The sequence below is a fragment of the Agrobacterium sp. BT-220-3 genome (assembly GCF_025910175.1).
In the GTDB taxonomy this organism is placed as follows: Bacteria; Pseudomonadota; Alphaproteobacteria; order Rhizobiales; family Rhizobiaceae; genus Agrobacterium; species Agrobacterium oryzihabitans.
Genome location: NZ_JAPAIX010000006.1, coordinates 211788 through 235043 on the forward strand (window position 1 = coordinate 211788; position 23256 = coordinate 235043).

At 58.9% G+C, this 23256-nt stretch carries 21 protein-coding genes; 12 read left to right on the plus strand and 9 right to left on the minus strand.

Annotated elements, in window-relative coordinates:
* Positions 1-123: 123 nt before the first annotated feature.
* The 4 genes from OK142_RS17300 to OK142_RS17315 form a co-directional block, all read right to left on the minus strand.
* Positions 124-2106, minus strand: a complete 1983-nt coding sequence (locus tag OK142_RS17300; RefSeq protein WP_498684147.1) for an amidohydrolase — start codon at positions 2104-2106, stop codon at positions 124-126.
* Positions 2106-2396 carry a XapX domain-containing protein gene (locus tag OK142_RS17305; RefSeq protein ID WP_313607622.1) on the minus strand — a complete coding sequence of 97 codons (291 nt, stop codon included), beginning with the start codon at positions 2394-2396 and terminating at the stop codon, positions 2106-2108. Before OK142_RS17305 ends, OK142_RS17300 begins: the two co-directional genes overlap by 1 nt.
* 71 nt (positions 2397-2467) lie before the next feature.
* Positions 2468-3160 (minus strand): hydrolase, encoded by a 693-nt coding sequence (locus OK142_RS17310; RefSeq protein ID WP_035242974.1) that lies wholly within the window; start codon positions 3158-3160, stop codon positions 2468-2470.
* Between the two features lie 143 nt (positions 3161-3303).
* Positions 3304-4236: a VOC family protein gene (locus tag OK142_RS17315; protein WP_082185162.1), complete on the minus strand. Its 933-nt coding sequence runs from the start codon at positions 4234-4236 to the stop codon at positions 3304-3306.
* A 115-nt stretch (positions 4237-4351) separates the two neighbouring features.
* Between OK142_RS17315 and OK142_RS17320 the strand changes: the two genes are divergently transcribed.
* From OK142_RS17320 to OK142_RS17375, 12 genes are all read left to right on the plus strand, one after another.
* Positions 4352-5251, plus strand: coding sequence for a LysR family transcriptional regulator (locus tag OK142_RS17320; RefSeq protein WP_498684151.1), 900 nt, complete (start codon positions 4352-4354; stop codon positions 5249-5251).
* Positions 5252-5598: 347 nt separating this feature from the next.
* On the plus strand, positions 5599-6387 hold the full coding sequence (locus OK142_RS17325) for a GntR family transcriptional regulator (protein ID WP_313607624.1): 789 nt from the start codon (positions 5599-5601) through the stop codon (positions 6385-6387).
* Positions 6388-6417: 30 nt separating this feature from the next.
* Positions 6418-7533, plus strand: a complete 1116-nt coding sequence (locus tag OK142_RS17330) for an ABC transporter ATP-binding protein (RefSeq protein ID WP_498684154.1) — start codon at positions 6418-6420, stop codon at positions 7531-7533.
* Positions 7530-8459 (plus strand): ABC transporter permease, encoded by a 930-nt coding sequence (locus OK142_RS17335; RefSeq protein ID WP_498684155.1) that lies wholly within the window; start codon positions 7530-7532, stop codon positions 8457-8459. Before OK142_RS17330 ends, OK142_RS17335 begins: the two co-directional genes overlap by 4 nt.
* Positions 8460-8470: 11 nt before the next feature.
* The gene (locus OK142_RS17340) at positions 8471-9352 is read left to right on the plus strand and encodes a carbohydrate ABC transporter permease (protein WP_035223884.1); all 882 of its coding nucleotides are present in this window, start codon (positions 8471-8473) and stop codon (positions 9350-9352) included.
* Between the two features lie 60 nt (positions 9353-9412).
* The gene (locus OK142_RS17345; protein ID WP_498684157.1) at positions 9413-10942 is read left to right on the plus strand and encodes an extracellular solute-binding protein; all 1530 of its coding nucleotides are present in this window, start codon (positions 9413-9415) and stop codon (positions 10940-10942) included.
* Between the two features lie 71 nt (positions 10943-11013).
* Positions 11014-13344: an alginate lyase gene (locus OK142_RS17350; RefSeq protein WP_498684159.1), complete on the plus strand. Its 2331-nt coding sequence runs from the start codon at positions 11014-11016 to the stop codon at positions 13342-13344.
* An 18-nt stretch (positions 13345-13362) separates the two neighbouring features.
* The gene (locus OK142_RS17355) at positions 13363-14112 is read left to right on the plus strand and encodes an SDR family NAD(P)-dependent oxidoreductase (protein ID WP_003498178.1); all 750 of its coding nucleotides are present in this window, start codon (positions 13363-13365) and stop codon (positions 14110-14112) included.
* Positions 14113-14128: 16 nt separating this feature from the next.
* On the plus strand, positions 14129-15298 hold the full coding sequence (locus tag OK142_RS17360; RefSeq protein WP_498684161.1) for an SGNH/GDSL hydrolase family protein: 1170 nt from the start codon (positions 14129-14131) through the stop codon (positions 15296-15298).
* Positions 15295-16329 carry a hydroxyacid dehydrogenase gene (locus OK142_RS17365; protein ID WP_498684164.1) on the plus strand — a complete coding sequence of 345 codons (1035 nt, stop codon included), beginning with the start codon at positions 15295-15297 and terminating at the stop codon, positions 16327-16329. The genes OK142_RS17360 and OK142_RS17365 overlap by 4 nt, the downstream gene beginning before the upstream one ends.
* A complete protein-coding gene (locus tag OK142_RS17370; protein WP_498684165.1) occupies positions 16326-17123 on the plus strand; it encodes a sugar phosphate isomerase/epimerase family protein in 798 nt (265 codons plus the stop codon). The genes OK142_RS17365 and OK142_RS17370 overlap by 4 nt, the downstream gene beginning before the upstream one ends.
* Positions 17123-18370, plus strand: coding sequence for a glucarate dehydratase family protein (locus OK142_RS17375; protein WP_498684168.1), 1248 nt, complete (start codon positions 17123-17125; stop codon positions 18368-18370). Before OK142_RS17370 ends, OK142_RS17375 begins: the two co-directional genes overlap by 1 nt.
* A gap of 4 nt (positions 18371-18374) precedes the next feature.
* Here OK142_RS17375 and OK142_RS17380 read toward each other — a convergent pair whose 3' ends face one another.
* The 5 genes from OK142_RS17380 to OK142_RS17400 are packed head-to-tail and all read right to left on the minus strand — an operon-like array spanning position 18375 to position 23130.
* On the minus strand, positions 18375-19226 hold the full coding sequence (locus OK142_RS17380; RefSeq protein WP_498684169.1) for a ThuA domain-containing protein: 852 nt from the start codon (positions 19224-19226) through the stop codon (positions 18375-18377).
* Positions 19223-20236: a Gfo/Idh/MocA family protein gene (locus OK142_RS17385; protein ID WP_035242970.1), complete on the minus strand. Its 1014-nt coding sequence runs from the start codon at positions 20234-20236 to the stop codon at positions 19223-19225. Before OK142_RS17385 ends, OK142_RS17380 begins: the two co-directional genes overlap by 4 nt.
* A 13-nt stretch (positions 20237-20249) precedes the next feature.
* A complete protein-coding gene (locus OK142_RS17390; protein WP_498684171.1) occupies positions 20250-21341 on the minus strand; it encodes an ABC transporter ATP-binding protein in 1092 nt (363 codons plus the stop codon).
* Between the two features lie 5 nt (positions 21342-21346).
* Positions 21347-22246 (minus strand): carbohydrate ABC transporter permease, encoded by a 900-nt coding sequence (locus OK142_RS17395; protein ID WP_003498163.1) that lies wholly within the window; start codon positions 22244-22246, stop codon positions 21347-21349.
* Positions 22246-23130: a carbohydrate ABC transporter permease gene (locus tag OK142_RS17400; protein WP_498684172.1), complete on the minus strand. Its 885-nt coding sequence runs from the start codon at positions 23128-23130 to the stop codon at positions 22246-22248. The genes OK142_RS17395 and OK142_RS17400 overlap by 1 nt, the downstream gene beginning before the upstream one ends.
* Positions 23131-23256 lie beyond the last annotated feature (126 nt).

Sequence of the window (23256 nt, forward strand, 5' to 3'; positions counted from 1 at the left end):
GCGCAAAGGATTATCGCCAACAATTGCATCAATAGTTTCTATATAATTGCGTATTCCGCAATATTCTTGAGCAGGCCGGGCAGCGGCGATCCGCTGCCCGGTGGATTTTTCCGCTGGCCGGGCTCAGACTGCCCAGCAGGAGCAGCCCAGCGCTCCGAAGAAGCCCTTCAGATCGGCAATCGGCAATTTCGACGTCCATGCGCCGGCGTGGTCGTGGCCGTGAACGCCGCAATCATTGGCGCAGCCGCAGGATGTGATGGCTGCGCGTCTGAGCGAGTTCTTTCCAGCGCCCTGCGGCTCTCCCCAGGCGGCATAACCGCCGAAGGTTCGCACAGGCGACCAGTCGGGCATCGCCGGCGGAATATTGCTTTCATCCAGCGTCCTGAAGTCACCGGCGCCATAAACGATCTTGCCGCCCACCATGGTCAGTTCAGAGGTGAGGAAGGAAATCTCATCCTCCGCGCAGGAGAAATAATCCTTGTCCGGCACCACGAGATCGGCGAACTGGCCTTTTTCGATGCGGCCCTTCTTGCCTTCCTCGTTCGAGAACCAGGCAACTTTTTCGGTCCACATACGCAGCGCCGTCTCGCGGTCGAGGCAATTGGCGCGCGGATAAAGCTGCATGCCGCCGACCGTCTTGCCCGTCACCATCCAGAACAGCGACACCCACGGATTATAGGAGGCGACGCGCGTTGCATCCGTACCGGCCGAAACGTTCACGCCCTTTTCCAGCATTCTCGCAATCGGCGGCGTGGCTTCCGCCACGCCCTGGCCGTAACGCTCGACGAAATATTCGCCCTGATAGGCCATGCGGTGCTGGGTCGCGATGCCGCCGCCCAGAGCCGCGATGCGGTCGATTGACCGTTCAGAGATCGTCTCGGCATGATCGAAGAACCAGTTCAGTCCTTCGAGCGGAATGTCCCGGTTGACCTTTTCGAAGACATCGAGAGCACGGGAGATCGTCTCGTCGTAGGTGGCGTGCAGACGCCAGGGCCAGCGGTTTTCCGCCAGAACCCGGACAACCTCTTCGAGTTCGCCCTCCATTTCCGGTGGCATGTCCGGTCGCGGCTGACGGAAATCCTCGAAATCGGCAGCGGAAAAGACCAGCATTTCGCCTGCGCCATTGTGGCGGAAATAGTCGTTGCCCTGTTTGTATTTCACCGACGAGGTCCAGTTGAGGAAGTCCTCCTTTTCCTGCTTGGGCTTCTGCGTGAAGAGGTTGTAGGCGAGACGCACGGTCATCTGGCCTTCGTCGGAAAGCTTCTGGATCACCTCGTAATCGTCAGGGTAGTTCTGGAAGCCGCCGCCCGCATCGATGACGCCGGTGACGCCCAGCCGGTTCAGCTCACGCATGAAATGGCGGGTGGAATTGACCTGATAGTCGAAGGGCAGCTTCGGCCCCTTGGCGAGCGTCGAATAGAGGATGCCAGCATTCGGCTTGGCCAGCAGCATTCCCGTGGGATTGCCGTTCACATCGCGAGTGATCTCACCGCCGGGTGGGTTCGGCGTATCCCTTGTGTAGCCGACGGCCCGAAGGGCTGCGCCATTCAGCAGCGCCCGGTCGTAAAGATGCAGCAGGAAGACCGGCGTGTCGGGCGCCACCGCATTGATTTCCTCGATGGTCGGCAGTCTTTTTTCGACAAATTGATGCTCGGTAAAACCACCGACGACGCGCACCCATTGCGGGGCGGGTGTGATCGCCACCTGGCGTTTCAGCATGTCCATGGCATCTGCGAGCGAACGCACGCCATCCCAGCGCAGTTCCATGTTGAAGTTCAAGCCGCCGCGAACGACGTGGGTATGGTTGTCGATCAGGCCCGGCAATACGCGCTTACCCTTCAGGTCGATGATCTTTGTCTCCGGTCCGGCGAGCGCCATGACATCGGTGTCCGTTCCCACCTCCATGAACAGGCCTTCCCTGATGGCGACTGCGGTTGCATTCGGGTTGGCGCGATCGAGTGTCGTCAGGCGGCCATTGTGAAGGATGGTATCGGGATACATAGAACGGGCTCCTGTCTGAATGGGGTCAGCCGCACTAGCGGGTGAAAATAGATGGGGGAAGGCGAGGCTCGATGCCGCGCCGAGAAAGGTGCGTCGCGTCGGCATCAGCTTCTCTCCCTGTCTGCAGGCCGTTCAGCCTTGGCGAGATCTGTGCGCTCTCCGCTACCCTTCGGCAAATGGCCGAACATATGCGGCTTGATCTGGTTGATCCACGAAACGACGGCCGGCTCCTTGCCGATGATCGTCCTTGCAAAGGGAATAATCTGTTCTCCAACCAATATGCCGAGCAGGCCGACCAGAGCAATGACGGGCGGTGCGGGCGAACGCACATTGAGCAGGCTGTAAACAATGCCGACCAGCAGACCGGCACCAAGGGACAGAAGATAGACTTTCATGGAAACCTCCTCGATCAATGAAGGCCGCACCGGACTGGATGTCATCCAGCCGGCACGGCACGGTTGAAAGCTTATTTGTTGGCCGGGTTCGGGCCGATGCGCTTGCCATGCTTGACGCGTTCCTCACCGCCATGGACATGGGTGACGGCGTAGTCGATGCCCATGCCGTAGGCGCCGGAATGTTCCTTCACGAGCGAGGTGACGGCATCGTAGGTTTCCTTGCGCGCCCAGTCGCGCTGCCATTCAAGCAGAACCTGCTGCCAGGTGACGGGAATGATGCCGGCCTGCACCATGCGGTCCATGGCATATTTATGTGCATCGACAGAGGTGCCGCCGGAGGCGTCCGCCACCATGTAGATCTCGTAGTCCGCGACATCATGGAGCGCCGAGAGCGCGAAGGTGGTGTTGCACACTTCCGTCCAGAGGCCGGAGACGACGATCTTCTTGCGGCCGGCCGCGGCATTCTTCGCCAGCGCGTCGCGAACATTCTGGTCATCCCAGGAATTCATCGAGGTGCGCTCGAGAATGTCGTTTTCCGGGAAGACCGCGAGCAGTTCCGGAAAGGTGTTGCCAGAAAAGCTTTCCGTTTCAACCGTGGTGATGGTCGTCGGGATATTGAAAATCTTTGCCGCCTTTGCGAGGCCGACGACATTGTTCTTCAGTGTCTGCCGGTCTATCGACTGCACACCGAAAGCCATCTGCGGCTGCTGGTCGATGAAGATGAGCTGGCTGTTGGCGGGGGTAAGGACTTCGAGCTTGGACATTTTCAGTTCTCCGTTCAGGTGGTGATTGCCGATCTGCGGCGGTGGAAATTGAGAAGGCTTCGCCTGTCGGCTGCCCGGCAGGGGCAGCCGTCTTGAAAAGCGCAAATCTGTTTCGGTCAGTGGATGCGGGTCAGCGGCCCAGTCTATGCCGCAAGGGGAGCGAGGTTCGCCTCGATCTGGTTGCGAAAAGGCTCGTAGCGGTTCGGAAGCTTGAGCGCTTCACCCAGATGCGCGGTATCCTCGTCCCGGTCGAAGCCGGGTTCGTTGGTTGCGATCTCGAACAGGACACCGCCCGGCGTGCGGAAATAGATCGCCCAGAAATAATCGCGGTCGATGACGGGGGTGACCTGATAACCGGTATCCATCAGCGCCTTGCGCACTTCGAGCTGCTTTTCGCGGTTTTCGACTGCGAAAGCGATATGGTGGACCGAGCCGGCTCCCGGACGGGCAAAGGGGGTCTTCGGCAGGGCCGCAAGATCGATCGTATCTGCCCCGTTACCGCCGGGAATGACGAAACGCGTTACATTGCCTTCAACCTCAGTCCGCTCATATCCCATGAAACGCAGGAGTTCTTCGGTCGCAGCCGTATCATGCAGATTGAAGCGTGCGCCGGTGAAACCGCGTATGGCGTTGTCTTCGGAAATGCCTTCGGCGAGCCAGCCTTCACGGGCGTCATCGCCTGTTTCGATCAGTGCAAGGCCATCGCCGTCAGGACCGGTGAAGCGCAGGCGATTGGCGCCAAAGACCGTGTCGGCCTGAATGCCGGTGGCGCCTTTGGCAATGAGACGCTCTTTCCAGAAGCCAATTGCACCCTTGGGAATGGAGAACTGGGTCTCGCCCACTTCGCCGACGCCTGGACGGCCGGTCATCATTTGAGCGAAGGGAAAATAGGTCATCACCGTGCCCGGCGTTCCCTTTTCGTCACCGTAATAGAGGTGATAGACGCTGGGTTCGTCGAAGTTGACGGTCTTCTTTACCCGGCGAAGCCCAAGCGTTTCGGTGAAAAATCTGTTGTTCTGCCGCGCATCCGACGCCATGGACGTGACGTGGTGCAGACCCTTGATATCCTTAATCATGGCCGGAGCCTTTCTACTGGTTGTCCGTTTCGCTGGACAAAGATTTAACCCGCTTGATTGCATCGCGGAATTGCAATATTTTTCTCGAATGAATTGCGGATTTTGAAATAATCAAATGAACGACCACAAAGCTCTCAAAACGTTTCTGATGGCGGCCGAAAAGCGCAACTTCGCGCAGGTCGCACGCGAACTGGGCATGACGGCGGCTGCCGTTACCCGGGCCATCGCCGCGCTCGAAGATGACCTGGGTGTGCAACTATTTGTCCGCACCACGCGTCAGGTGTCGCTGACGACGGACGGCGCCGTCTTTGCCGCCCAGATTCAACCGGCAGTTGAGGCGCTCGAAAATGCGCGGCGCGATGTCCGCAATGCCCACAAGGCAGAGGAAGGGCGGCTGAGGATCAGTGCGCCGACATGGCTCGGCAAGACGGTGCTGCCGCCGATCCTCTCCGGCTTCCGTGAATTATATCCGAAAATGTGCTTCGAGATTTCCCTTTCGGACGGCCTCGTCAACATCGTTGATGACGACTACGATCTCGCGATCCGCATCTCGTCCGCCCCCTCCGACAAATTCACCATCTGGCGCAAGATCAGGGCCGTGCCGCGAATATTGGTCGCGGCACCGGGCAGCCGGTTTGCGCAGATGGAACATCCAGGCGAACTAACCCCTGACGATTGCCTTGCCTATAGCGGTGACAGCCGGCGGGAAAACTGGGCGCTCTCGGACGGCGGATCGAGCATCAGCATCGCGGCCGGCCGCGCATTCAGCGCCAATAATGGCGAGGTTCTGGCTGATATGGCTGCGGATGGTGCGGGTGTGGCCATGCTGCCGGGATTTCACATTGCCGAACATCTCCGCAGCGGCCGGCTCGTTCACATTTTGCGCGGCTGGGCGCCGCCGGAACTCTGGCTGACGCTCTATTATCCGCCCTACCAGGCCCTGCCACCCCGCATCGCCACTTTTTCGAAATTCTTCGAGGAGCAGCTGCCGGCCTATATGGTTGCGCTCGAATAGGCAGCGCGCTGTCGCATGATCGTCGCACGTTACCAAAGGCCCGAGCAATAAATCGCGTTAGCACAGCGCCTGAGCCTCCACCCTTTTGATTGCAAAGCCGCATCTCGCCCCGAAATTGCTCGGGCGAGAGTTGGCTCACAATTGCAAGTTAAAGCCTTACGCTCCCCGCATTGCAGACCTCTCAAGCTGCATGAGAGCGCCGGCTCTTCGACACAGACATCCACTGCTCCAGCGCTTAAGGCGAGCTCATTGCCCGTTCGCACCGATCGGCAGCAACTGCCACTTGACTCACCAAAACACAACAGATATGTCATAATCACATCTGATATCTCAGTTTGGTAATTGATATGTCTAACCCCATCGAATTTCCATCGCTGCCGCTGTCCGAACTCGTCACCCCGCAAGACCTGCCGGCTGAGGGGAACATGACCAATCGGATCCATGCCTTGCTTCGCAAACTGATTGTCGAGGTGAAGCTGCTTCCGGGGCGGGCGCTGTCGGAAAAGGAAATCGCGGCACTGCTGCATGTCAGCAAGACGCCCGTGCGCGAAGCGATCATTCGCCTTTCCGAAGAAGGTTTTGTGACCGTCGTGCCGCAGGGTGGCACTTACATCTCGCCGATCGACGTGCAGCGTTACATGGAAGCCTGCTTCATCCGGTTCAAGCTGGAAGAGGGCGCCGTCGTCGAGGCGACCAAGCGGCATTCGCTGGAAGATATCGCCCGTCTGAAAACCTGCATTTCCCAGCAGCGCACCGCCGCCGAAGACGAGGAATTCACGGACTTCTTCCTGCTGGACGAAGAGTTCCACCGCACCATCTTTGCGGCCGCCCGCCTTCCCGGCGCCTGGAGCGTCGTCAATCAGGCGAAGGGCGAAATGGACCGGATGCGCCACCTGAAGCGCGTTTTTGCAGTGCGACGCACCGAAAAGGTGATCGAAGAGCACGAAGCGATCGTGAATGCCATCGAGTCGGGCGATGTCGAGGCCGCACGCGAGGCCGTCCAGCGCCATCTCGGATCCCTCGAAACCAAAATCGCAGAACTCTCCAAGAACCCGAAGATCTGGACCTTCATCGAGCAGGTCAACACGCGTGTCACGAGGAAGCGCGTTTCACGGGGGTCGAAGACGCCTGACTGAACATTCAAGGCTTTTGAGGAGGGGCCTTTCATGTCCGCAGTTCAAATCAACGATGTCGTCAAGCGCTACGGTGCTCTCGAAGTCGTCCATGGTATCAATCTTTCCATACAGCCGCAGGAATTCGTTGTCCTCGTTGGTCCTTCGGGATGCGGAAAATCCACCACGCTGCGCATGCTTGCAGGTCTGGAAGACATCTCGGACGGCACGGTTTCGATGGACGGCCGGGTGGTCAACAAGATCGCTCCGAAAGACCGCGATGTCGCCATGGTGTTCCAGAACTATGCGCTTTACCCGCATCTGAGTGTGGCCGATAACATCGCCTTCGGCCTGCGCGTCAGGGGCGAGAAACGAGCCGTCATCGACAAGGCGGTTGCGGAAGCTGCCCAGATTCTCGGGCTCACAGAATATCTGGCCCGCAAGCCGGCTGATCTTTCCGGCGGCCAGCGTCAGCGCGTCGCCATGGGCCGCGCCATTGTGCGCAGGCCGAAAATCTTCCTGTTCGATGAACCGCTCTCGAACCTCGACGCCAAGCTGCGCACCCATATGCGCGCCGAGATAAAGCTTCTCCACAAGCGGATGCATGCCACCAGCATCTACGTTACCCATGATCAGGTCGAGGCGATGACGCTCGCCGACCGCATCGTCATCATGAATGGCGGCCATATCGAACAGGTCGGCTCGCCGATGGAGGTCTTCCTCGAACCGGCAAATACGTTTGTCGCAAGCTTCATAGGCTCGCCGCCGATGAACCTTCTCGATGGGATCATCGAGAAGCGAGATGGCAGCGTGAAGGTTAAGCTTACGGGCGGTTCCGGCCAGCACTTCAGTATTCCCGAAGCTTTCGCGAAGAACGCCACGGAAGGGCAGCCGATCAAACTCGGCCTGCGACCGGAAATCATGTCGGTAGAGACCGAAGAGGGTCGTGAAACATTAAATTGCAGCATCGACCTCGTGGAGCCGCTGGGCGCGGAAGCGCTCCTGCATGGCACGGCCGATGGCCAGCCATTTATCGCCAAGGCCGAAACGCTCTATGGCGATCATACACTCAACGGCGTCAGCCAGCTTAGCATCGATACCACCCGCATCCACGTCTTCGATGCGGCGACCGGCAGGTCGCTGAAAGCCAAAGGCGGAGCGCGGGCATGAAACAGGGTTTTCAGGAACGTCTTGATGATCTCCAGGAAGATGTGCGCCGCGACTGGCAGCTCTACCTGCTGCTGGCGCCGATGCTCATCTGGTTTGCGGTCTTCCTCTACAAACCCATGTACGGGCTGGTCATCGCATTCCAGGATTTCTCGATTTTTCGCGGTATCGAAAAAAGTCCCTGGGTCGGTTTTGCGAATTTCGTCGAACTCTTCCACAATGACATGTTCGTGCGCTCCTTCTGGAACACCATCAAGATCAGTGGCCTTGGCCTGATTTTCGCCTTTCCCGTCCCCATCATCCTGGCCCTGATGTTCAACGAGGTTCAAAGTGGCGTTGCCCGCCGCTGGGCGCAGACGGTCGTTTACCTGCCGCACTTCATCTCGGTGGTGATCGTTGCCGGCATCGTCATCAATTTCCTGTCGCCATCGATCGGCATCGTCAATATCCTGCTGAAAGGCCTTGGATTCGAGCCGATCTACTTCCTGACCCAGCCGGAATGGTTCCGTCCGATTTACATCGGCTCGTCCGTCTGGAAAGAGGCAGGCTTCGAATCCATCGTCTATCTCGCCGCCATCGCAGGCGTGAGCCCGACGCTTTACGAATCCGCCCGGGTTGACGGCGCATCGCGCTGGCAGATGATGTGGCGCATTACGCTGCCCTGCATCCTGCCGACAATCGTGATCATGCTGATCATCCGCATCGGCAATCTGGTCGAGGTCGGGTTCGAATATATCATTCTGCTCTATCGCCCATCCACCTACGAGACGGCGGACGTCGTTTCCACCTTCATCTACCGCACCGGCCTGCAGGGCACCCAATATGACCTGGCCACGGCCGCCGGACTGTTCAACGCCGTCATCGCTTTCGTTCTCGTCTATTCGGCCAATCGCATCAGCCGAAAAGTCTCGTCGACATCGCTGTGGTGAGGAGCTGAAACATGGCTAACTTCAATCTCTATTCCCGCGGCGACAAGATTTTCGGCTGGGCAAACGCCATTCTTCTAGGACTGTTCGTCCTGTCGACGCTCTATCCCTTCATTTACGTGCTGTCGGTCTCGCTCTCCTCGGGCGCTGCCGTCACGGCCGGCCGCGTCACGCTCTGGCCGGTCGACGTCACGCTTGCCGCCTATGACCGGGTATTGTCCGACAGGATGTTCTGGGTCGCCTATGGCAACACCTTCATCTACACCTTCGGCGGCACGCTGATGAGCCTGCTGATCATGATCCCCGGAGCCTACGCCCTTTCGCGCAAGCGCCTGCGCGGCCGCACCTTCTTCAACATCGCCATCGCGTTTACGCTTTGGTTCAACGCCGGCATGATCCCCTTCTTTCTGAACATGCGCGATCTTGGACTTCTCGACAGCCGTTTCGGCATCATCCTCGGCTTTGCGGCCAACGCCTTCAACGTCATTCTGCTGCGCAATTTCTTCGAGGCCGTTCCGAAGTCCTTCGAAGAAGCCGCCAAGATGGATGGCGCCAGCGAATTGCAGCTACTGTGGAAGGTATTCATTCCGCTTTCCAAACCCGCCATCGTCACCGTTGCGCTGTTCTGCATCGTCTCGCGCTGGAACGGTTATTTCTGGGCCATGGTGCTGCTGCGCGGCGAAGAGAAAATCCCGCTTCAGGTCTATCTGAAGCGCGTGATCGTCGATCTGAATTCGAACGACGAATTCGCCTCGAGCCTGCTCACCGCCCACTATTCGTTCGAGACGGTGACATCAGCGATCATGATCGCTTCCATCATTCCCGTCCTCATCATTTACCCCTACGCGCAGAAGTATTTCACCAAAGGAATTCTGCTGGGCGGAGTGAAAGAGTAGCAACACAAGGGAGGAGAACCTGTGAGAGCACTACGAAAAGGCGCGCCCCTACTGGCGTTGATGACAGCCGCGACCCTAGCCTTGCCGGCATTGGCACAGGATTCGGGCAAGATCACAGAAGACCCGCTGGAGCTTACGATCCATTTCCATTTCCGTGACAAATACGTCTATTCGGAAAAATGGCCGGTGGAACAGAAGGCCGCGGAAATCACCAACATCCATGTCCGCAACGTGGCGTCGCTGGCGACCACCAGCAGCCGCGATGCCTTCAACCTTCTGATCGCCTCTGGCAACCTTCCCGATATCGTCGGCGGTGATGCCACAGGCGGACTGAAGGAAGACTTCATTCGCTACGGGCTGGAAGGCGCGTTCATTCCGCTTGATGAGCTGATCGAGGAAAACGCCCCCAACCTCAAGGCCTTCTTCGACAGCCACAAGGAAATCCGCAACGCGATCTCCGGACCGGACGGCAAGCTTTATTTCATTCCCTATGTGCCTGATGGCAAGTTCTCGCGCGGCTGGTTCATCCGTCAGGACTGGCTCGACAAGCTTGGCCTCAAGCAGCCGGAAACGCCGGAAGAAGTCTATGAGGTTCTCAAAGCCTTCCGCGACAAGGACCCGAATGGCAACGGCCTCAAGGATGAGGTTCCCTATTTCGCCCGCGAGGAAATCGATGCCGTCCGCCTCATCAATCTGTGGGATGCGCGCGTGTCCGGATCCGAACGTTATGGCGACTTTGCCGTCTATGACGGACAGCTGCGTCACCCCTGGGCGGAGGAAAACTACAAGACCGGCATTTCCAATGTTGCCAAGTGGTACAAGGAAGGCCTGATCGACAAGGAGATTTTCACCCGCGGCGCTCGCTCGCGCGAATATCTCTTGGGCAACAATCTCGGCGGCATGACGCATGACTGGTTCGCCAGTACCTCGACCTATAACGACGCCCTGTCGCCGAAGATCGACGGCTTCGCGCTGAAGCCGATGCTGCCGCCAAAGACGGTCTCCGGCCAGCGCTTCGAAGATTCCCGCCGCCTGCGTGTCCAGCCCGTCGGCTGGGCCATTTCGGCGACCAATGAGCACCCGGTCGAAACCATCAAATATTTCGATTTCTGGTTCTCGCAGCAGGGACGCATCCTGTCGAATTTCGGCGTCGAGGGCCTGACCTACGAGATGGTTGACGGCAAGCCGCAGTTCAAGAAGGAAATCCTCGACAACAAGGATCCGGTCAATGCCCAGCTATGGGCGGTCGGTGCGGCGATCCCGCGCGGATACTGGATGGACTACGAATATGAACGCCAGTGGACGAACAAGATCGCGCTCGAAGGCATCGACATGTACGAGAAGTGCAATTGCCTCAAGGACGAGTTCATGGGTGTTTCCCTGAACGCCGAGGAAAAGGCGACCTTCGACCGCTACTGGCCAAGCATCCTCACCTACATGACCGAGATGCAGCAGACCTGGATTCTCGGCGCGCAGGACGTCGATACCGGCTGGGACGCCTACAAGAAGCGCCTCACCGCACTCGGCTACGACGAGGTCATCAAGATGATGCAATCGGCCTATGACCGCCAGTACAAGGCCGCGCAATAAACCCTTCGACCGTGATGGCGGCTTTGTCGCCGCCATCCTTTTCCTTCCGTTTTCATAGGAGTTAGAGCGCAATGCGTCCCTCTGCCCCGGCCATCTCCAGACAGACACTTCTCGATGAACCCCGGCCGGGTTCATTGACCATTGGCTACGAGCCGAGCGAAGAAGCACCACCGACGGAGAACCCTCCGCGCTTTTCATGGCTGCCCGACATCGACGACGGCGCGCGTTACGTGCTGCGCATTTCCATCGATCCCGGTTTCGCCGACAAAAAAACACTCGTCTTCGAAGATCTCACCTGGAATTTCTTCACGCCGGACGAAGCCTTGCCGGAAGGCCGTTATCACTGGTGTTATGCGCTGTGGGACCAGACGTCCGCGACGCCGGATTCCAACTGGAGCGCTGTGCGCAGCTTCGAGATCGACGCTTCGCTGCCGAAAACGCCGCTGCCCGGCAGGCAGGCCCGTCATGCAGCCTCCCATGCCAGCCATCCTCGGCTCTGGCTCAATCCAGAGCAGTTGAGCGCCTTCGCAGACACCGTGGCAAGGGACCCCAACCATTGCGGCTGGTCCGAATTCTACGAAAAATCGGTCAAACCGTGGCTGGAGCGGCCGGTCATGCCGGAACCACAGCCCTATCCCAACAATATGCGCGTCGCGACACTCTGGCGGCAGATGTATATTGACTGCCAGGAGGTGATCTATGCGATCCGGCACCTGGCGATTGCCGGCCGCGTGCTCGGACGCGACGATCTGCTCGATACATCCCGCAAGTGGCTGCTGGCGGTCGCCGGCTGGGATCCGAAAGGCGCGACCTCCCGGGCCTATAATGACGAGGCGGGATTCCGTGTCGTCGTCGCACTCGCCTGGGGCTACGACTGGCTCTACGACCATCTGAGCGAGGACGAGCGCGAGACAGTGCGGTCGGTTCTGCTTGAACGGACACGCGAGGTTGCCGACCACGTCATTGCGCATGCCCGCATCCACGTGTTTCCCTATGACAGCCACGCGGTGCGTTCGCTTTCGGCAGTCCTGACACCGGCCTGTATCGCGCTTCAGGGCGAAAGCGACGAGGCGGGCGAATGGCTCGACTATACCGTTGAATTCCTTGCCACCCTCTATTCCCCATGGGCCGGAACCGATGGCGGCTGGGCGGAAGGTCCACATTACTGGATGACCGGCATGGCCTATCTCATCGAGGCCGCCAATCTTATCCGCTCCTATATCGGCTACGACCTCTATCAGCGGCCGTTTTTCCAGAGCACGGGGCGCTTCCCGCTTTACACCAAGGCGCCGGGAACCCGCCGCGCCAACTTTGGCGACGATTCCACGCTTGGCGATCTTCCCGGCCTGAAGCTGGGTTACAATGTTCGGCAATTTGCCGGCGTTACCGGCAACGGCCATTACCAATGGTATTTCGATCACATCAAGGCCGATGCGACGGGTACGGAAATGGCCTTCTATAATTACGGCTGGTGGGACCTGAACTTCGATGATCTCGTCTACCGCCACGATTATCAGCAGGTGGAAGCCGTCTCGCCTGCCGACCTGCCGGCACTCGCCGTTTTCGATGATATCGGCTGGGCGACCATCCAGAAACATATGGAAGACCCGGAACGGCATCTGCAATTCGTCTTCAAATCCAGCCCTTACGGTTCGCTGAGCCACAGCCATGGCGACCAGAATGCCTTTGTCCTCTATGCCCATGGTGAGGATCTGGCGATCCAGTCCGGTTATTACGTGGCGTTCAATTCGCAGATGCATCTGAACTGGCGACGCCAGACACGGTCGAAAAACGCCATCCTGATCGGCGGCAAGGGACAATATGCGGAAAAGGACAAGGCGCTCGCGCGCCGCGCCGCCGGCCGCATCGTCTCGGTTGAGGAAAAGCCCGGACATATCCGGATCCTCGGCGATGCGACAGCAGCTTATCGGGTCGTGAACCCGCTGGTTCTGAAGGCTGAACGCGAGATCCACTTCGTCAACGACAGCTATTTCGTGATTGTCGATGAGGTCGAATGTTCAGAACCTCAGGAACTGCAATGGCTTTGCCATACTATTGGAGCCCCACAGACCGGCAGGTCGAGCTTCCGCTACAGTGGCAAGAAAGCAGGCTTTTACGGGCAGTTCGTCTATTCGTCAGCCGGCACGCCGCAGATCAGCGCCGTCGAGGGTTTTCCCGACATCGATCCGAAAGAGTTCGAGGGACTCGACATTCACCATCATGTCTGCGCCACGGTTCCAGCCGCAACCCGGCATCGCCTTGTCACCCTTCTGGTGCCTTACAGTTTGAAGGAGCCGAAGCGCATCTTCAGCTTCATCGACGACCAGGGTTTTTCGACCGACATCTATTTCAGCGATGTCGACGACGAGCGTTTCAAGCTCTCCCTTCCCAAGCAATTCTAACCATACGAGGTTTTTCAAATGCAGCGTTTTACCAACAGGACCGTTGTTGTCGCCGGTGCAGGCCGGGATATCGGCCGGGCATGCGCCATACGTTTTGCGCAGGAAGGCGCCAATGTCGTCCTCACCTATAATGGTGCGGCCGAGGGTGCAGCCACGGCGGTTGCCGAAATCGAAAAGCTTGGCCGTTCGGCTCTGGCAATCAAAGCGGATCTGACAAATGCAAGCGAAGTCGAGGCCGCGATTTCTGCTGCCGCAGACAAATTCGGCGAGATCCATGGCCTCGTCCATGTTGCCGGTGGCCTTATCGCCCGCAAGACAATTGCGGATATGGACGAAGCCTTCTGGCATCAGGTCCTCGACGTCAACCTGACGTCGCTATTCCTGACAGCCAAGGCCGCACTGCCCAAAATGGCAAAGGGCGGCGCGATCGTCACCTTCTCGTCGCAGGCGGGCCGTGATGGCGGCGGTCCGGGCGCGCTCGCCTATGCGACCTCCAAGGGTGCCGTGATGACGTTCACCCGCGGACTTGCCAAGGAAGCAGGCCCGAACATTCGCGTCAACGCCGTCTGCCCGGGCATGATCTCGACCACCTTCCACGACACCTTCACCAAACCGGAAGTGCGTGAAAGGGTGGCAGGCGCCACATCGCTGAAGCGGGAAGGATCGAGCGAAGACGTTGCCGGTCTGGTGGCTTTCCTTGCGTCCGACGATGCCGCTTATATCACCGGCGCCTGCTACGACATCAATGGCGGCGTCCTCTTCTCCTGATATCCTGGTAAAAACCATGTCCGTATCGTTACCAAGGGCGAGCCGGATTGCCGTTCTCGGCACTTCGCTCGTCCAGCAGAACCATATTGGCGACGCAACCTCGCTTGCCACATCGGCACGCGGCTGGATGAGCTGGGCCGAGGTCCTGTCGCATGGCAGGCTCTGCTGCCCTGTCCACCATGATCCATCCGCACCGCCCGGCTGGGAACCGAGCAATCGGCCGGGTGTCAGCCGGTTCTTTTCCGGCCTCAATTTCGGGGTTTCCGGCCAGAAGGCAATCGAGATCGAACGGCGGCTGACGCGACTGCTGCAATCGGATTTCGATCTGATCATCGTCGATGCCGGCACCAACGACATGATGGTGGAAACACGCCAGACGATTGCCGATACCCGGGCGCGGATCGTTTCGGCTCTGCTCGACGCGGGCAAGACCGTCATCCTGCTTCCGATCCTCGCCCGTGGCATCGGGAAATGGCCGGCTGGCGGTGCGGAACGGGCAAAGGCGCATTGGATCAACCGGCAAAGCATCGAATTTGCCGCAGATCACGCCAATTGCCATGTCTTCGACTGGAACTCCGCCTGGGTCGATCCCGAAAGTGAATTCGGCGAACCCTATCCCGGCTATTCCGACGACGGCACCCATTTTGCGGTGACCGGCGCCTTTGTCGTCGGAAAGCTGCTCGCAACCTATCTGGAGACGATCGTGCCGCGTGCGCCAGCCCGTATCCTGGCGAGAGACGATCGTTTTGACAAGGTGAACAATCCAGCAGGCAATCTGGCATCGGATTTTTCAGCCCTGACAGTCACTGAAATGCGTGAGCAGAGCCACCGTCTCGGCGGGCAGCTTGTCCATCCGGGCACAGGTTCCTGGGTGGGGGCCATATGCGATGTGGAGGTACCGGCGCATAGCGACGTGCTGGGAATATCGCTCCGCCTGAAAGATGCTGCAGCCGAAGGGCAGGAGGCAGTCGCACTTGCGCCTTTCCGTGGAGAGGACGGCACATTTTTTCCTTTCCCAGCCACCCAATGGAGCGGGGCGCTCAGAACTCCTCCCCTGAAACTCGGGCCAGGTGAAGCCCCTCCCGAGCTTTTTCTCGATGTGATCCTGCGGCCCGGTTCTCGACCGATCGAAATCGACGTCACCCTTATCGAGCTTCGCCCCCTTTCAAGTCCGGTGCGCCCATGAGACAATATCAAGACAAGCCACGGCTGTTGATCGCCATGCGCAACGAGCTTCCCGACGGTTTCTTCGGTTCGCGCGAATGGGCACGGTTGAATGCCGTAACCGACATCATCCCCGATTTCCCCTATACGGATTTCGACACGGAAGCGGGCGCCGAGGCGCTGGCCGAGGCGGATATTCTGCTGGCCGCCTGGGGCACGCCGTCCCTGACGCGCGCGCGCCTCGCCCGTGCGCCAAAGCTCAGGATGGTTGCCTATGCCGCATCCTCGGTGCGCACCGTCGCACCCGCCGAATTCTGGGAAACATCCGATATTCTCATCACCACGGCGGCATCCGCCATGGCCGTTCCGGTTGCCGAATTTACCTATGCGGCAATCATCATGTGCGGCAAGGATGTGTTTCGTCTGCAAGACGAACATCGGGCAGAGCGCGGCACGGGCGGTTTTGGCAGCAGGCGTGGCATGAGCCTGCCCTATCTCGGCAATTATTCGCGCAAAGTCGGCATTGTCGGCGCATCAAGGATTGGCCGGCTGGTCATGGAGATGCTGGCGCGTGGAAAATTCGAGATCGCCGTCTACGACCCCTTTCTTTCGGTGGAAGACGCGGCCGCACTTGGTGCTACGAAAATGGAGCTCGATGCGCTTCTCGTCTGGTCAGATGTGGTCTCCCTGCACGCGCCGATCCTGCCCGAAACCCGTCACATGATTGGCGCCCGCGAACTGGCGCTGATGGCCGATCATGCAATCTTCATCAACACGGCGCGCGGCTGGCTGGTCGATCATGACGCATTGCTCGCCGAGGCGCTTTCCGGACGGCTGCGTATTCTGATCGATACGCCGGAGCCAGAACCCTTGCCGACGGATAGTCCGTTCTACGATTTGCCCAATGTCGTGCTCACCCCCCACATTGCCGGGGCGCTGGGCAATGAATTGCGGGCACTTTCGGATCTCGCCATTACCGAGATCGAACGTTTCGTCGCGGGGCTTGCCCCGCTTCACCCAGTCCATAAACGGGATATGGAGCGCATGGCATGAGCGCTTTCGATTATTGTTTTTCAACGCTTGGCTGCTCCGAACTCAGTCTGCATGAAACCGCCGATCTGGCACAGCGACACGGCATCGCGCATGTGGAGTTGCGCACGCTGTCCGGTACGGTCGACCTGATCCCGGCGCTCACGGTCGAGTTTGCCACTCCTTCCAGATTTGCAGCCTTTCTGGCCGAACGCGGTCTCAAGGTCGCCGCTCTCAACACGTCCATTCGGCTGTTCGGCAGCGCCGATCTTTCCGCCGTCGAGCCTTTCATCGACTGGGCGGAAGCGGCAGACATTTCCTATCTGCGCATCTTCGACGGCGGCAAACAGGTGGGACTGGACGAGATGACACAGGCAGCGCGCCTGTTGGACGACTGGCGGGCGCTGCGACAATCACGCGGGCTGAATGTCGACCTGATGATCGAGACACACGACGCGCTGGCGGACTTCGAGCAGCTTCTCGCCTTCGTCACGCGCGTGCCGGCAGCCAGGATTTTGTGGGACACCCACCACACCTGGGCCAAAGGCAGCGATCTCAAAACCCTTTGGCAGCATATCGCACAAAATGTCGTGCATCTGCACGTCAAGGACAGCACCACGGACAGCGATGGCCGACGGCGCTACGTTTTGCCGGGCCACGGCGATTTTCCCATGGCGCAACTGCTTTCGATTTTACAGTCGGATGAACGACACATCCCCCTCAGTCTGGAATGGGAGCGCCACTGGCATCCCGCACTGCCCCCGCTGGACGATGCGCTGAAGGCGGCGCGCGACTGGTGGCGACAAGGAGCTTTTTGATGCGCATAGCCGAAATTCATCTCACGCCGGTCGCCATTCCCGACAGGCCGCTGCTGAACTGTAAAGGCGTGCATCAGCCCCACGCGCTGCGCACCGTCATCGAGGTCATATGTGACGACGGCACGGTCGGCCTCGGGGAAAGTTACGGAAGCATCAAGGCGCTGGATGGGTTGCGACGCGCAGCCCCCGCTTTGATCGGGCTCGATCCGTTTCATCTTCACGAGCTGAAATCGCGCGTCATCACCGCATTGCCCGGCAGCGGCGGCATCAATGCCAAATCGGCGGTGGCCGATCACAAGCTGACGGACGTGGTCGCCTCGGCCTTCGAAGTCCCCTGCCTCGACATTCAGGGCAAGCTTCTCGGGCGGCCGGTCTCAGACCTGCTTGGCGGTGCGGTCCGCACCAGCGTTCCCTTCAGCGCCTATCTGTTTTTCAAATTCGCGGCCCATATGGGGGAAACCCCGGATGAATGGGGGGAGGTTCTAACACCCGATCAGATGGTTGGCGAAGCCCGCAGGATGGTCGATACATACGGCTTCCAGTCACTGAAGCTCAAGGGCGGCGTGCTGCATCCCGATCTCGAAATCGAGACCATGCTGAAGCTTCGGGAAGCCTTTCCCAATCATCCGCTGCGGATCGATCCCAATGGCGGCTGGACCGTTGAAACTGCGATCTACATCGCCAGCAAGCTCGAAAACATTCTCGAATATCTCGAGGATCCGGTCATCGGCATGGACCAGATGGCGCAGGTCGCAGCCGCGACGTCGATCCCGCTCGCCACGAATATGATCGTTCTGGAATTCGACCAGATCGCCGCTGCCTTCCGCAAAAACGCGGTGCAGATCGTGCTGTCGGATCACCATTACTGGGGCGGGCTGCGCGCCTCGACCCATCTCGGAAAGATCTGCGAGACACTGGGGCTCGGCGTCTCCATGCATTCCAACTCGCATCTCGGCATCACCCTTGCGGCAATGATCCATGTGGCCGCAGCAACGCCGAACCTGAGCTTCGACTGCGACACACATTACCCATGGACCGGCGTCGACGTGATCGAGGGCACGCCATTTACGTTCCGTGGCGGTCGCCTGGATGTACCCGAAGGACCGGGACTTGGCGTCACGCTCGACCGGCGAAAACTCGCCGAACTCGCGGCTCTTTATGATCAGACCGCGATGAAAGAGCGGGATGATACAGCCTATATGAAGCTCTTCGATCCCGCTTATGAAAGGCGGGTGCCGCGCTGGTAACGGATCATAGGCGATGTGCTTGGCCGTTTTGGATTTGCTCATCGCCGGCAGAGCCGGCCTCACCTTGTTTTAAAACCGGATCAGAAGATGCCGAGCCGGAGGGCGACCCCTCATCGCTTCGGATTGTTTCAAGCGGCACAGGGCGATGCCTGTTTACCATACGGGTTCCATCTTCGTGCGGCGATGCGCACCAGCGGGCCGCATTGGAGAGGACCCGATGGATTTCCGGCATGAAATAGATCGGAAAGCTTTCATGGCCGGGACTGAAATAGAAAATGCGCCCGCGTCCCCTGTGATAGCAGCAACCCGATCGAAAAACCTCTCCGCCCTCAACCCAACTAACTAAAACCAGGTGGTCCGGCTGCGGGATATCGAAGGGCTCGCCGTACATTTCCGACTGGGGAACAACAATGGATTCCGGCAGGCCTTGTGCAATGGGATGTGCGGGGTCGACAATCCATACCCGTTCACGCTCGCCGCCTTCATGCTCGCGCCAGCTAAGATTGCAGGAGGTACCCATGAGCCGTCCAAACAGCTTCGAATGATGTCCGGAATGCAGGACGACGAGACCCATGCCATCGAGAACCCGCTTCTGTACCCGGGTAACGAGTTCGTCAGGTATTTCCTTGTGAACGACGTGGCCCCACCAGAACAGCACGTCGGTTTCAGCCAGAACTTCGTCGGTCAGGCCGAATTCCGGGTCGAAGAAGGTAGCCGTTCTGATCTGGAAATCTTCTGCCGCTATTCCGTTTGCGATGGCGCCGTGTATCCCCTCCGGATACACCGCCCGGATTTCTGGCTGCTTGGTCTCATGCCAGTTCTCGTTCCATATCGTAATGCGGATTGGTCTCGTCATTTCAGGTCTCCAGGCTTGGTTTGCAGTGTCAGACGCTCACCGCCATGTTGCGAAGATTGCTTGATCAGATCCCACAGTTCTGCGAGATGCAGGCTTCGCTCGGCGGTGGATGGATTGGCGCGGCGACCCGCGCAGGTATCAGCGAAGATTTCGAGAACAGCGTTCAGGTCTTCCCCGGCGGTTTCACGTATGGATATCTGTCCCTGGCGCAGCTCCGACCATTTGCCCCAGATATCGACGCGGAGAATGGCCCTTTCGTAGAAGAGCGTCAGGCAGGATTCACAGCCGGGAATCGTGTCGCCGCAGAAAGTCAGATTTACGGTCGTTCCATTTTCCAGTTTGGCGAAAACGCCTCCGACCAGTTCAAAGTCGCGGCCGCGGTTATCGAGGCTCGCGGAAACGCTCTGATAACCAATTCCGGTCATCTGCAGGACCGCGTTAAAAAGATGCGAACCGGTGTCGAAGATGAAGCCACCTCCGGAAAGGGCTGGCACCTGCTTCCAGCTGGTGCCGTAGCGGCTTTGCCAATTCTCCCAGACCTCGCCGTGAACCGCCAGCAGCGCGCCGAATTCACCGGCATCGGCCCGTTCCCGCATGCGCCGTAGAAGCGGCGAGAGCGAGGACTGATAAGCGACAACGACCTGGCGACCGGCGCGTTCACGGGCCTCCAGAATTTCGCGCGCCTCATGCGAATTGAGCGACATCGGTTTTTCGAGGAGCAGATCCAGCCCATGTTCCAGAGCCGCTTTGGCATAGCCGGCGTGAAAGGCATGCGGCGTTGAGATGTAGATGGCATCGAGATTGGCCGCCTCCGACGCCAGCAGCGCGTCGGCCGTGTCATATACTTTCGGCTCGCCGCCTTGCCGAACGATCTCGACAAAACGTTCTACCGAAGCGGGGCTGGTATCGGTCAGGGCGACGAAGGTGGGAGCAAGCGGACTTTTCACCCATGCTCGCGCGTAGCCAGCGGCCTTCAGGCCACAGCCAATAACTCCGAGTTTCAGAGGCATGTTTTCTCCGTATCTAGTGATTTTGAACGCGCTGGATCGCTCGACCGGATTGGTCGAAGAGATGGCACGCGAGGTGGTTAATCTTCAGGGGCACGGGCTCCCCGGTTCCGATCCGATGATCTCCGACAATTCTGGCGATCGCCGGAGTGCCGTCGGTTTTGAAGGAGATATAGGTCTCCATACCAAGGCGTTCCGACAGGAGGGTTTCGGCGGTAAAGTCCGCATCCAAAGGATCTGCGAGAGAAAGGTCCTCCGGGCGAAGTCCAAGTTGCACGGCTCGCCCGGGAACAAGGTCTTTGAACCCTTCTAGGCGCACTCTCCATCCGTCAACGGTCAGTATCGTGGCGATGGCGTCGTTCACAGCTTCGACATGCGCGGGAAATACGTTCATCCTGGGGGAACCGATGAACTGGGCCACAAAAAGGTTGTCTGGCTCCTTGTAGAGTGCGATCGGATGATCCGCCTGCTGTACCTCCCCGTCTTTCAGGACGACAATACGATCAGCGAGTGTCATTGCCTCCACCTGGTCATGGGTAACGTAGATGATGGTGGAACCTGTCGTGCGGTGCAGCTCCTGTAACTCCGCGCGCATCTGGACCCGCAACGCAGCGTCCAGATTGGAAAGCGGCTCATCAAACAGGATCACCTTGGGCTCTTTTATGATTGCCCGACCGATCGCCACCCGCTGACGCTGACCGCCGGACAACGCCTGAGGCTTGCGATCGAGCAGCGCGCTCAACTGGAGTTTCTCCGCCACCGCACCGACTTTCCGCTTGATGTCGGCCTTGTCGACGCCTTTCAGATCAAGGGAAAAGCCGATGTTCTCCGCGACCGTCATGTGCGGGTAAAGCGCGTAGGACTGGAAAACCATCGCGAGCCCCCGCTTGTCCGGCGAGACATCGTTCATGAGCTCGCCATCAAGGCGGAACTCACCACCACTGATCGATTCCAGGCCCGCGATCATGCGCAGGAGCGTGGACTTGCCGCAGCCGGAAGGGCCGACAAAGACTGCGAATTCGCCTTGCTTGATCGAGATGTCGACGCCTTTGATAATCTCGAGTGCGCCGAAGCTTTTGCGAATTTTGCTGAGGGTAATGGAAGACATCAGTGTTATCCCTTCAATCCGCCGCCGAAGGTCTGAACCAGAAAGCGCCGTGCGAAGGCAAAAGCGATTATGGCGGGGATGGTGTAGATGGTTGCGATCGCGGCCAGAAGGCCGTAGTCGATCTCGCTGGTGCGCAGAAAGGCACTGTAGATTCCAAGCGGGAGCATCCGCAGTTCCGGCGACGAGATGAAAGTCAGTGGCAGAAGAAAGTCACCCCAGGCGGCGATGAAGGCAAAAAGACCTGAGGCGGCGAGACCCGGCATTGCGAGTGGAATAAGCACGCGACGCAGGCGTTGCGCGAAGGTTGCGCCATCCATGATCGCCGCCTCTTCATATTCCCGCGGAACCGTGTCGAAAAAGGTCTTCATGATCCAGAGCGCCAGCGGCAAATGCATCGTCGCCATCAGCACTATCAGCCCGAAATAGCCGTCGATGAAACCAACGATACGCATCGTCGCCCGGAAATATTCAGGATCGACAACCGGGCGGACAACACTCGCGATAAACTGATTGCCGCTCAACATGACCTTGTAGAGCGGAACGATGAGCGCGGTCGTCGGGAGGACCCGGATGAGTATGATCGAATAGAGAAACGGCCGTTTCCACCAGGCTTGCGTCCTCGACAGGGCATAGCCCCCGAACCCCGCGAGGAAGAGAACGAGCACGGTCGACAGGCCACAGACGATGAGGGAGTTCATCAGCCATCGCAGCCCGTCCTGCTCCAGGAAAACCCGGAAGACGTTGGTCAGGCTGAACTGCGCAGGCATTTTCAGGAACAGCGTCGCATCCGCGTCGAAGGCGGCTGCAAGAAGCCAGAGGAAGGGCATTATACAATAGAGGCTAATGACGAGGAGGAGCCCATAACGGCTCGCGGCTGCCTTCGCGGTCTCGGTGCGTTCAGCCATCAGACTTCCACCTTCAGCGCGCGGACATAGATCATCCCGATCACCAGCGAGAAGGCCAGCACCACAACGGCGACCGCCGAACCATATCCGAGTTGATAGGCGTTAAATGACTGATTGTAGATGTAGATGCCGATGATCTCTGTTGCCCCGGCCGGCCCACCTCGGGTCAGCGCGAAAACAAGGCCGAATATTCCTATGGTGGAGACCGTCGAAACGAGCAGATAGAGGAAAATGGTTGGAACAAGCAGAGGCAGTGTGATGCGGCAGAATATCTGGCTGGCACTGGCGCCGTCCATCCAGGCCGCTTCATAGAGTTCGTCCGAGATCGCGCTCAGGCCCGACGTCATCAGGATCATTGCAAAACCTATGCCGCGCCAGATGTTGACGATGACGATCATCGTCAACGGAAAGGTCGTCAGCCAGCGCTGCGGATCGATACCGAACCAAGCGACGATGTTGTTGAGCGTGCCATATTCCCCGGCCGCGAGCATCGATGCCCACATCAAGGCCGCGACGACTTCCGGCACCGCATTGGGCATCAGGATGATGGCGTTGATCAGGGGTCTCAGTGCAAAACGCCGCCGCAACAAGATGGCCGAGAGGAGACCGAGCACAAGCTGGCCGATCACGGCTGAGAACAGTACGAACCAGAAGGTGATGGCCAGCGAGCGCCAGAAGTTGCCGTCGGAAAGAAGCCTGGAGTAGTTCGCCAGACCGATAAAACGGGGGCTCATGGCGGCAGGTCCCGTCAGGGCCGCGTTGGTCAGGCTGGTTTGAATTGCAACGAAGGCGGGATAGATCACAAAGGCTGTCAACAGCAATACGGAAGGCAGGATGAGCAATCGGTTGCGCCATACCTCCCTGTGTCTGAAGCTCTCTGACATGTTTCACTCGTCTTTCATGAAAGATATGGCCAGGTCAGCCGTTGATCGACCGTTGCAGAGCGGACCGTTTCGTTCGGTGGCGACCGGGGCGCTTGCCGTGCCCCGGTCTCGATATGGTCGGTCGGC

Excerpts from the sequence above, each read along its gene's own strand:
- OK142_RS17300 (WP_498684147.1), bottom strand. The coding sequence starts at position 2,106 with ATGCCGACGCGACGCACCTTTCTCGGCGCGGCATCGAGCCTCGCCTTC.
- OK142_RS17305 (WP_313607622.1), bottom strand. The coding sequence starts at position 2,396 with ATGAAAGTCTATCTTCTGTCCCTTGGTGCCGGTCTGCTGGTCGGCATT.
- OK142_RS17310 (WP_035242974.1), bottom strand. The coding sequence starts at position 3,160 with ATGTCCAAGCTCGAAGTCCTTACCCCCGCCAACAGCCAGCTCATCTTC.
- OK142_RS17315 (WP_082185162.1), bottom strand. The coding sequence starts at position 4,236 with ATGATTAAGGATATCAAGGGTCTGCACCACGTCACGTCCATGGCGTCG.
- OK142_RS17320 (WP_498684151.1), top strand. The coding sequence starts at position 4,352 with ATGAACGACCACAAAGCTCTCAAAACGTTTCTGATGGCGGCCGAAAAG.
- OK142_RS17325 (WP_313607624.1), top strand. The coding sequence starts at position 5,599 with ATGTCTAACCCCATCGAATTTCCATCGCTGCCGCTGTCCGAACTCGTC.
- OK142_RS17330 (WP_498684154.1), top strand. The coding sequence starts at position 6,418 with ATGTCCGCAGTTCAAATCAACGATGTCGTCAAGCGCTACGGTGCTCTC.
- OK142_RS17335 (WP_498684155.1), top strand. The coding sequence starts at position 7,530 with ATGAAACAGGGTTTTCAGGAACGTCTTGATGATCTCCAGGAAGATGTG.
- OK142_RS17340 (WP_035223884.1), top strand. The coding sequence starts at position 8,471 with ATGGCTAACTTCAATCTCTATTCCCGCGGCGACAAGATTTTCGGCTGG.
- OK142_RS17345 (WP_498684157.1), top strand. The coding sequence starts at position 9,413 with ATGACAGCCGCGACCCTAGCCTTGCCGGCATTGGCACAGGATTCGGGC.
- OK142_RS17350 (WP_498684159.1), top strand. The coding sequence starts at position 11,014 with ATGCGTCCCTCTGCCCCGGCCATCTCCAGACAGACACTTCTCGATGAA.
- OK142_RS17355 (WP_003498178.1), top strand. The coding sequence starts at position 13,363 with ATGCAGCGTTTTACCAACAGGACCGTTGTTGTCGCCGGTGCAGGCCGG.
- OK142_RS17360 (WP_498684161.1), top strand. The coding sequence starts at position 14,129 with ATGTCCGTATCGTTACCAAGGGCGAGCCGGATTGCCGTTCTCGGCACT.
- OK142_RS17365 (WP_498684164.1), top strand. The coding sequence starts at position 15,295 with ATGAGACAATATCAAGACAAGCCACGGCTGTTGATCGCCATGCGCAAC.
- OK142_RS17370 (WP_498684165.1), top strand. The coding sequence starts at position 16,326 with ATGAGCGCTTTCGATTATTGTTTTTCAACGCTTGGCTGCTCCGAACTC.
- OK142_RS17375 (WP_498684168.1), top strand. The coding sequence starts at position 17,123 with ATGCGCATAGCCGAAATTCATCTCACGCCGGTCGCCATTCCCGACAGG.
- OK142_RS17380 (WP_498684169.1), bottom strand. The coding sequence starts at position 19,226 with ATGACGAGACCAATCCGCATTACGATATGGAACGAGAACTGGCATGAG.
- OK142_RS17385 (WP_035242970.1), bottom strand. The coding sequence starts at position 20,236 with ATGCCTCTGAAACTCGGAGTTATTGGCTGTGGCCTGAAGGCCGCTGGC.
- OK142_RS17390 (WP_498684171.1), bottom strand. The coding sequence starts at position 21,341 with ATGTCTTCCATTACCCTCAGCAAAATTCGCAAAAGCTTCGGCGCACTC.
- OK142_RS17395 (WP_003498163.1), bottom strand. The coding sequence starts at position 22,246 with ATGGCTGAACGCACCGAGACCGCGAAGGCAGCCGCGAGCCGTTATGGG.
- OK142_RS17400 (WP_498684172.1), bottom strand. The coding sequence starts at position 23,130 with ATGTCAGAGAGCTTCAGACACAGGGAGGTATGGCGCAACCGATTGCTC.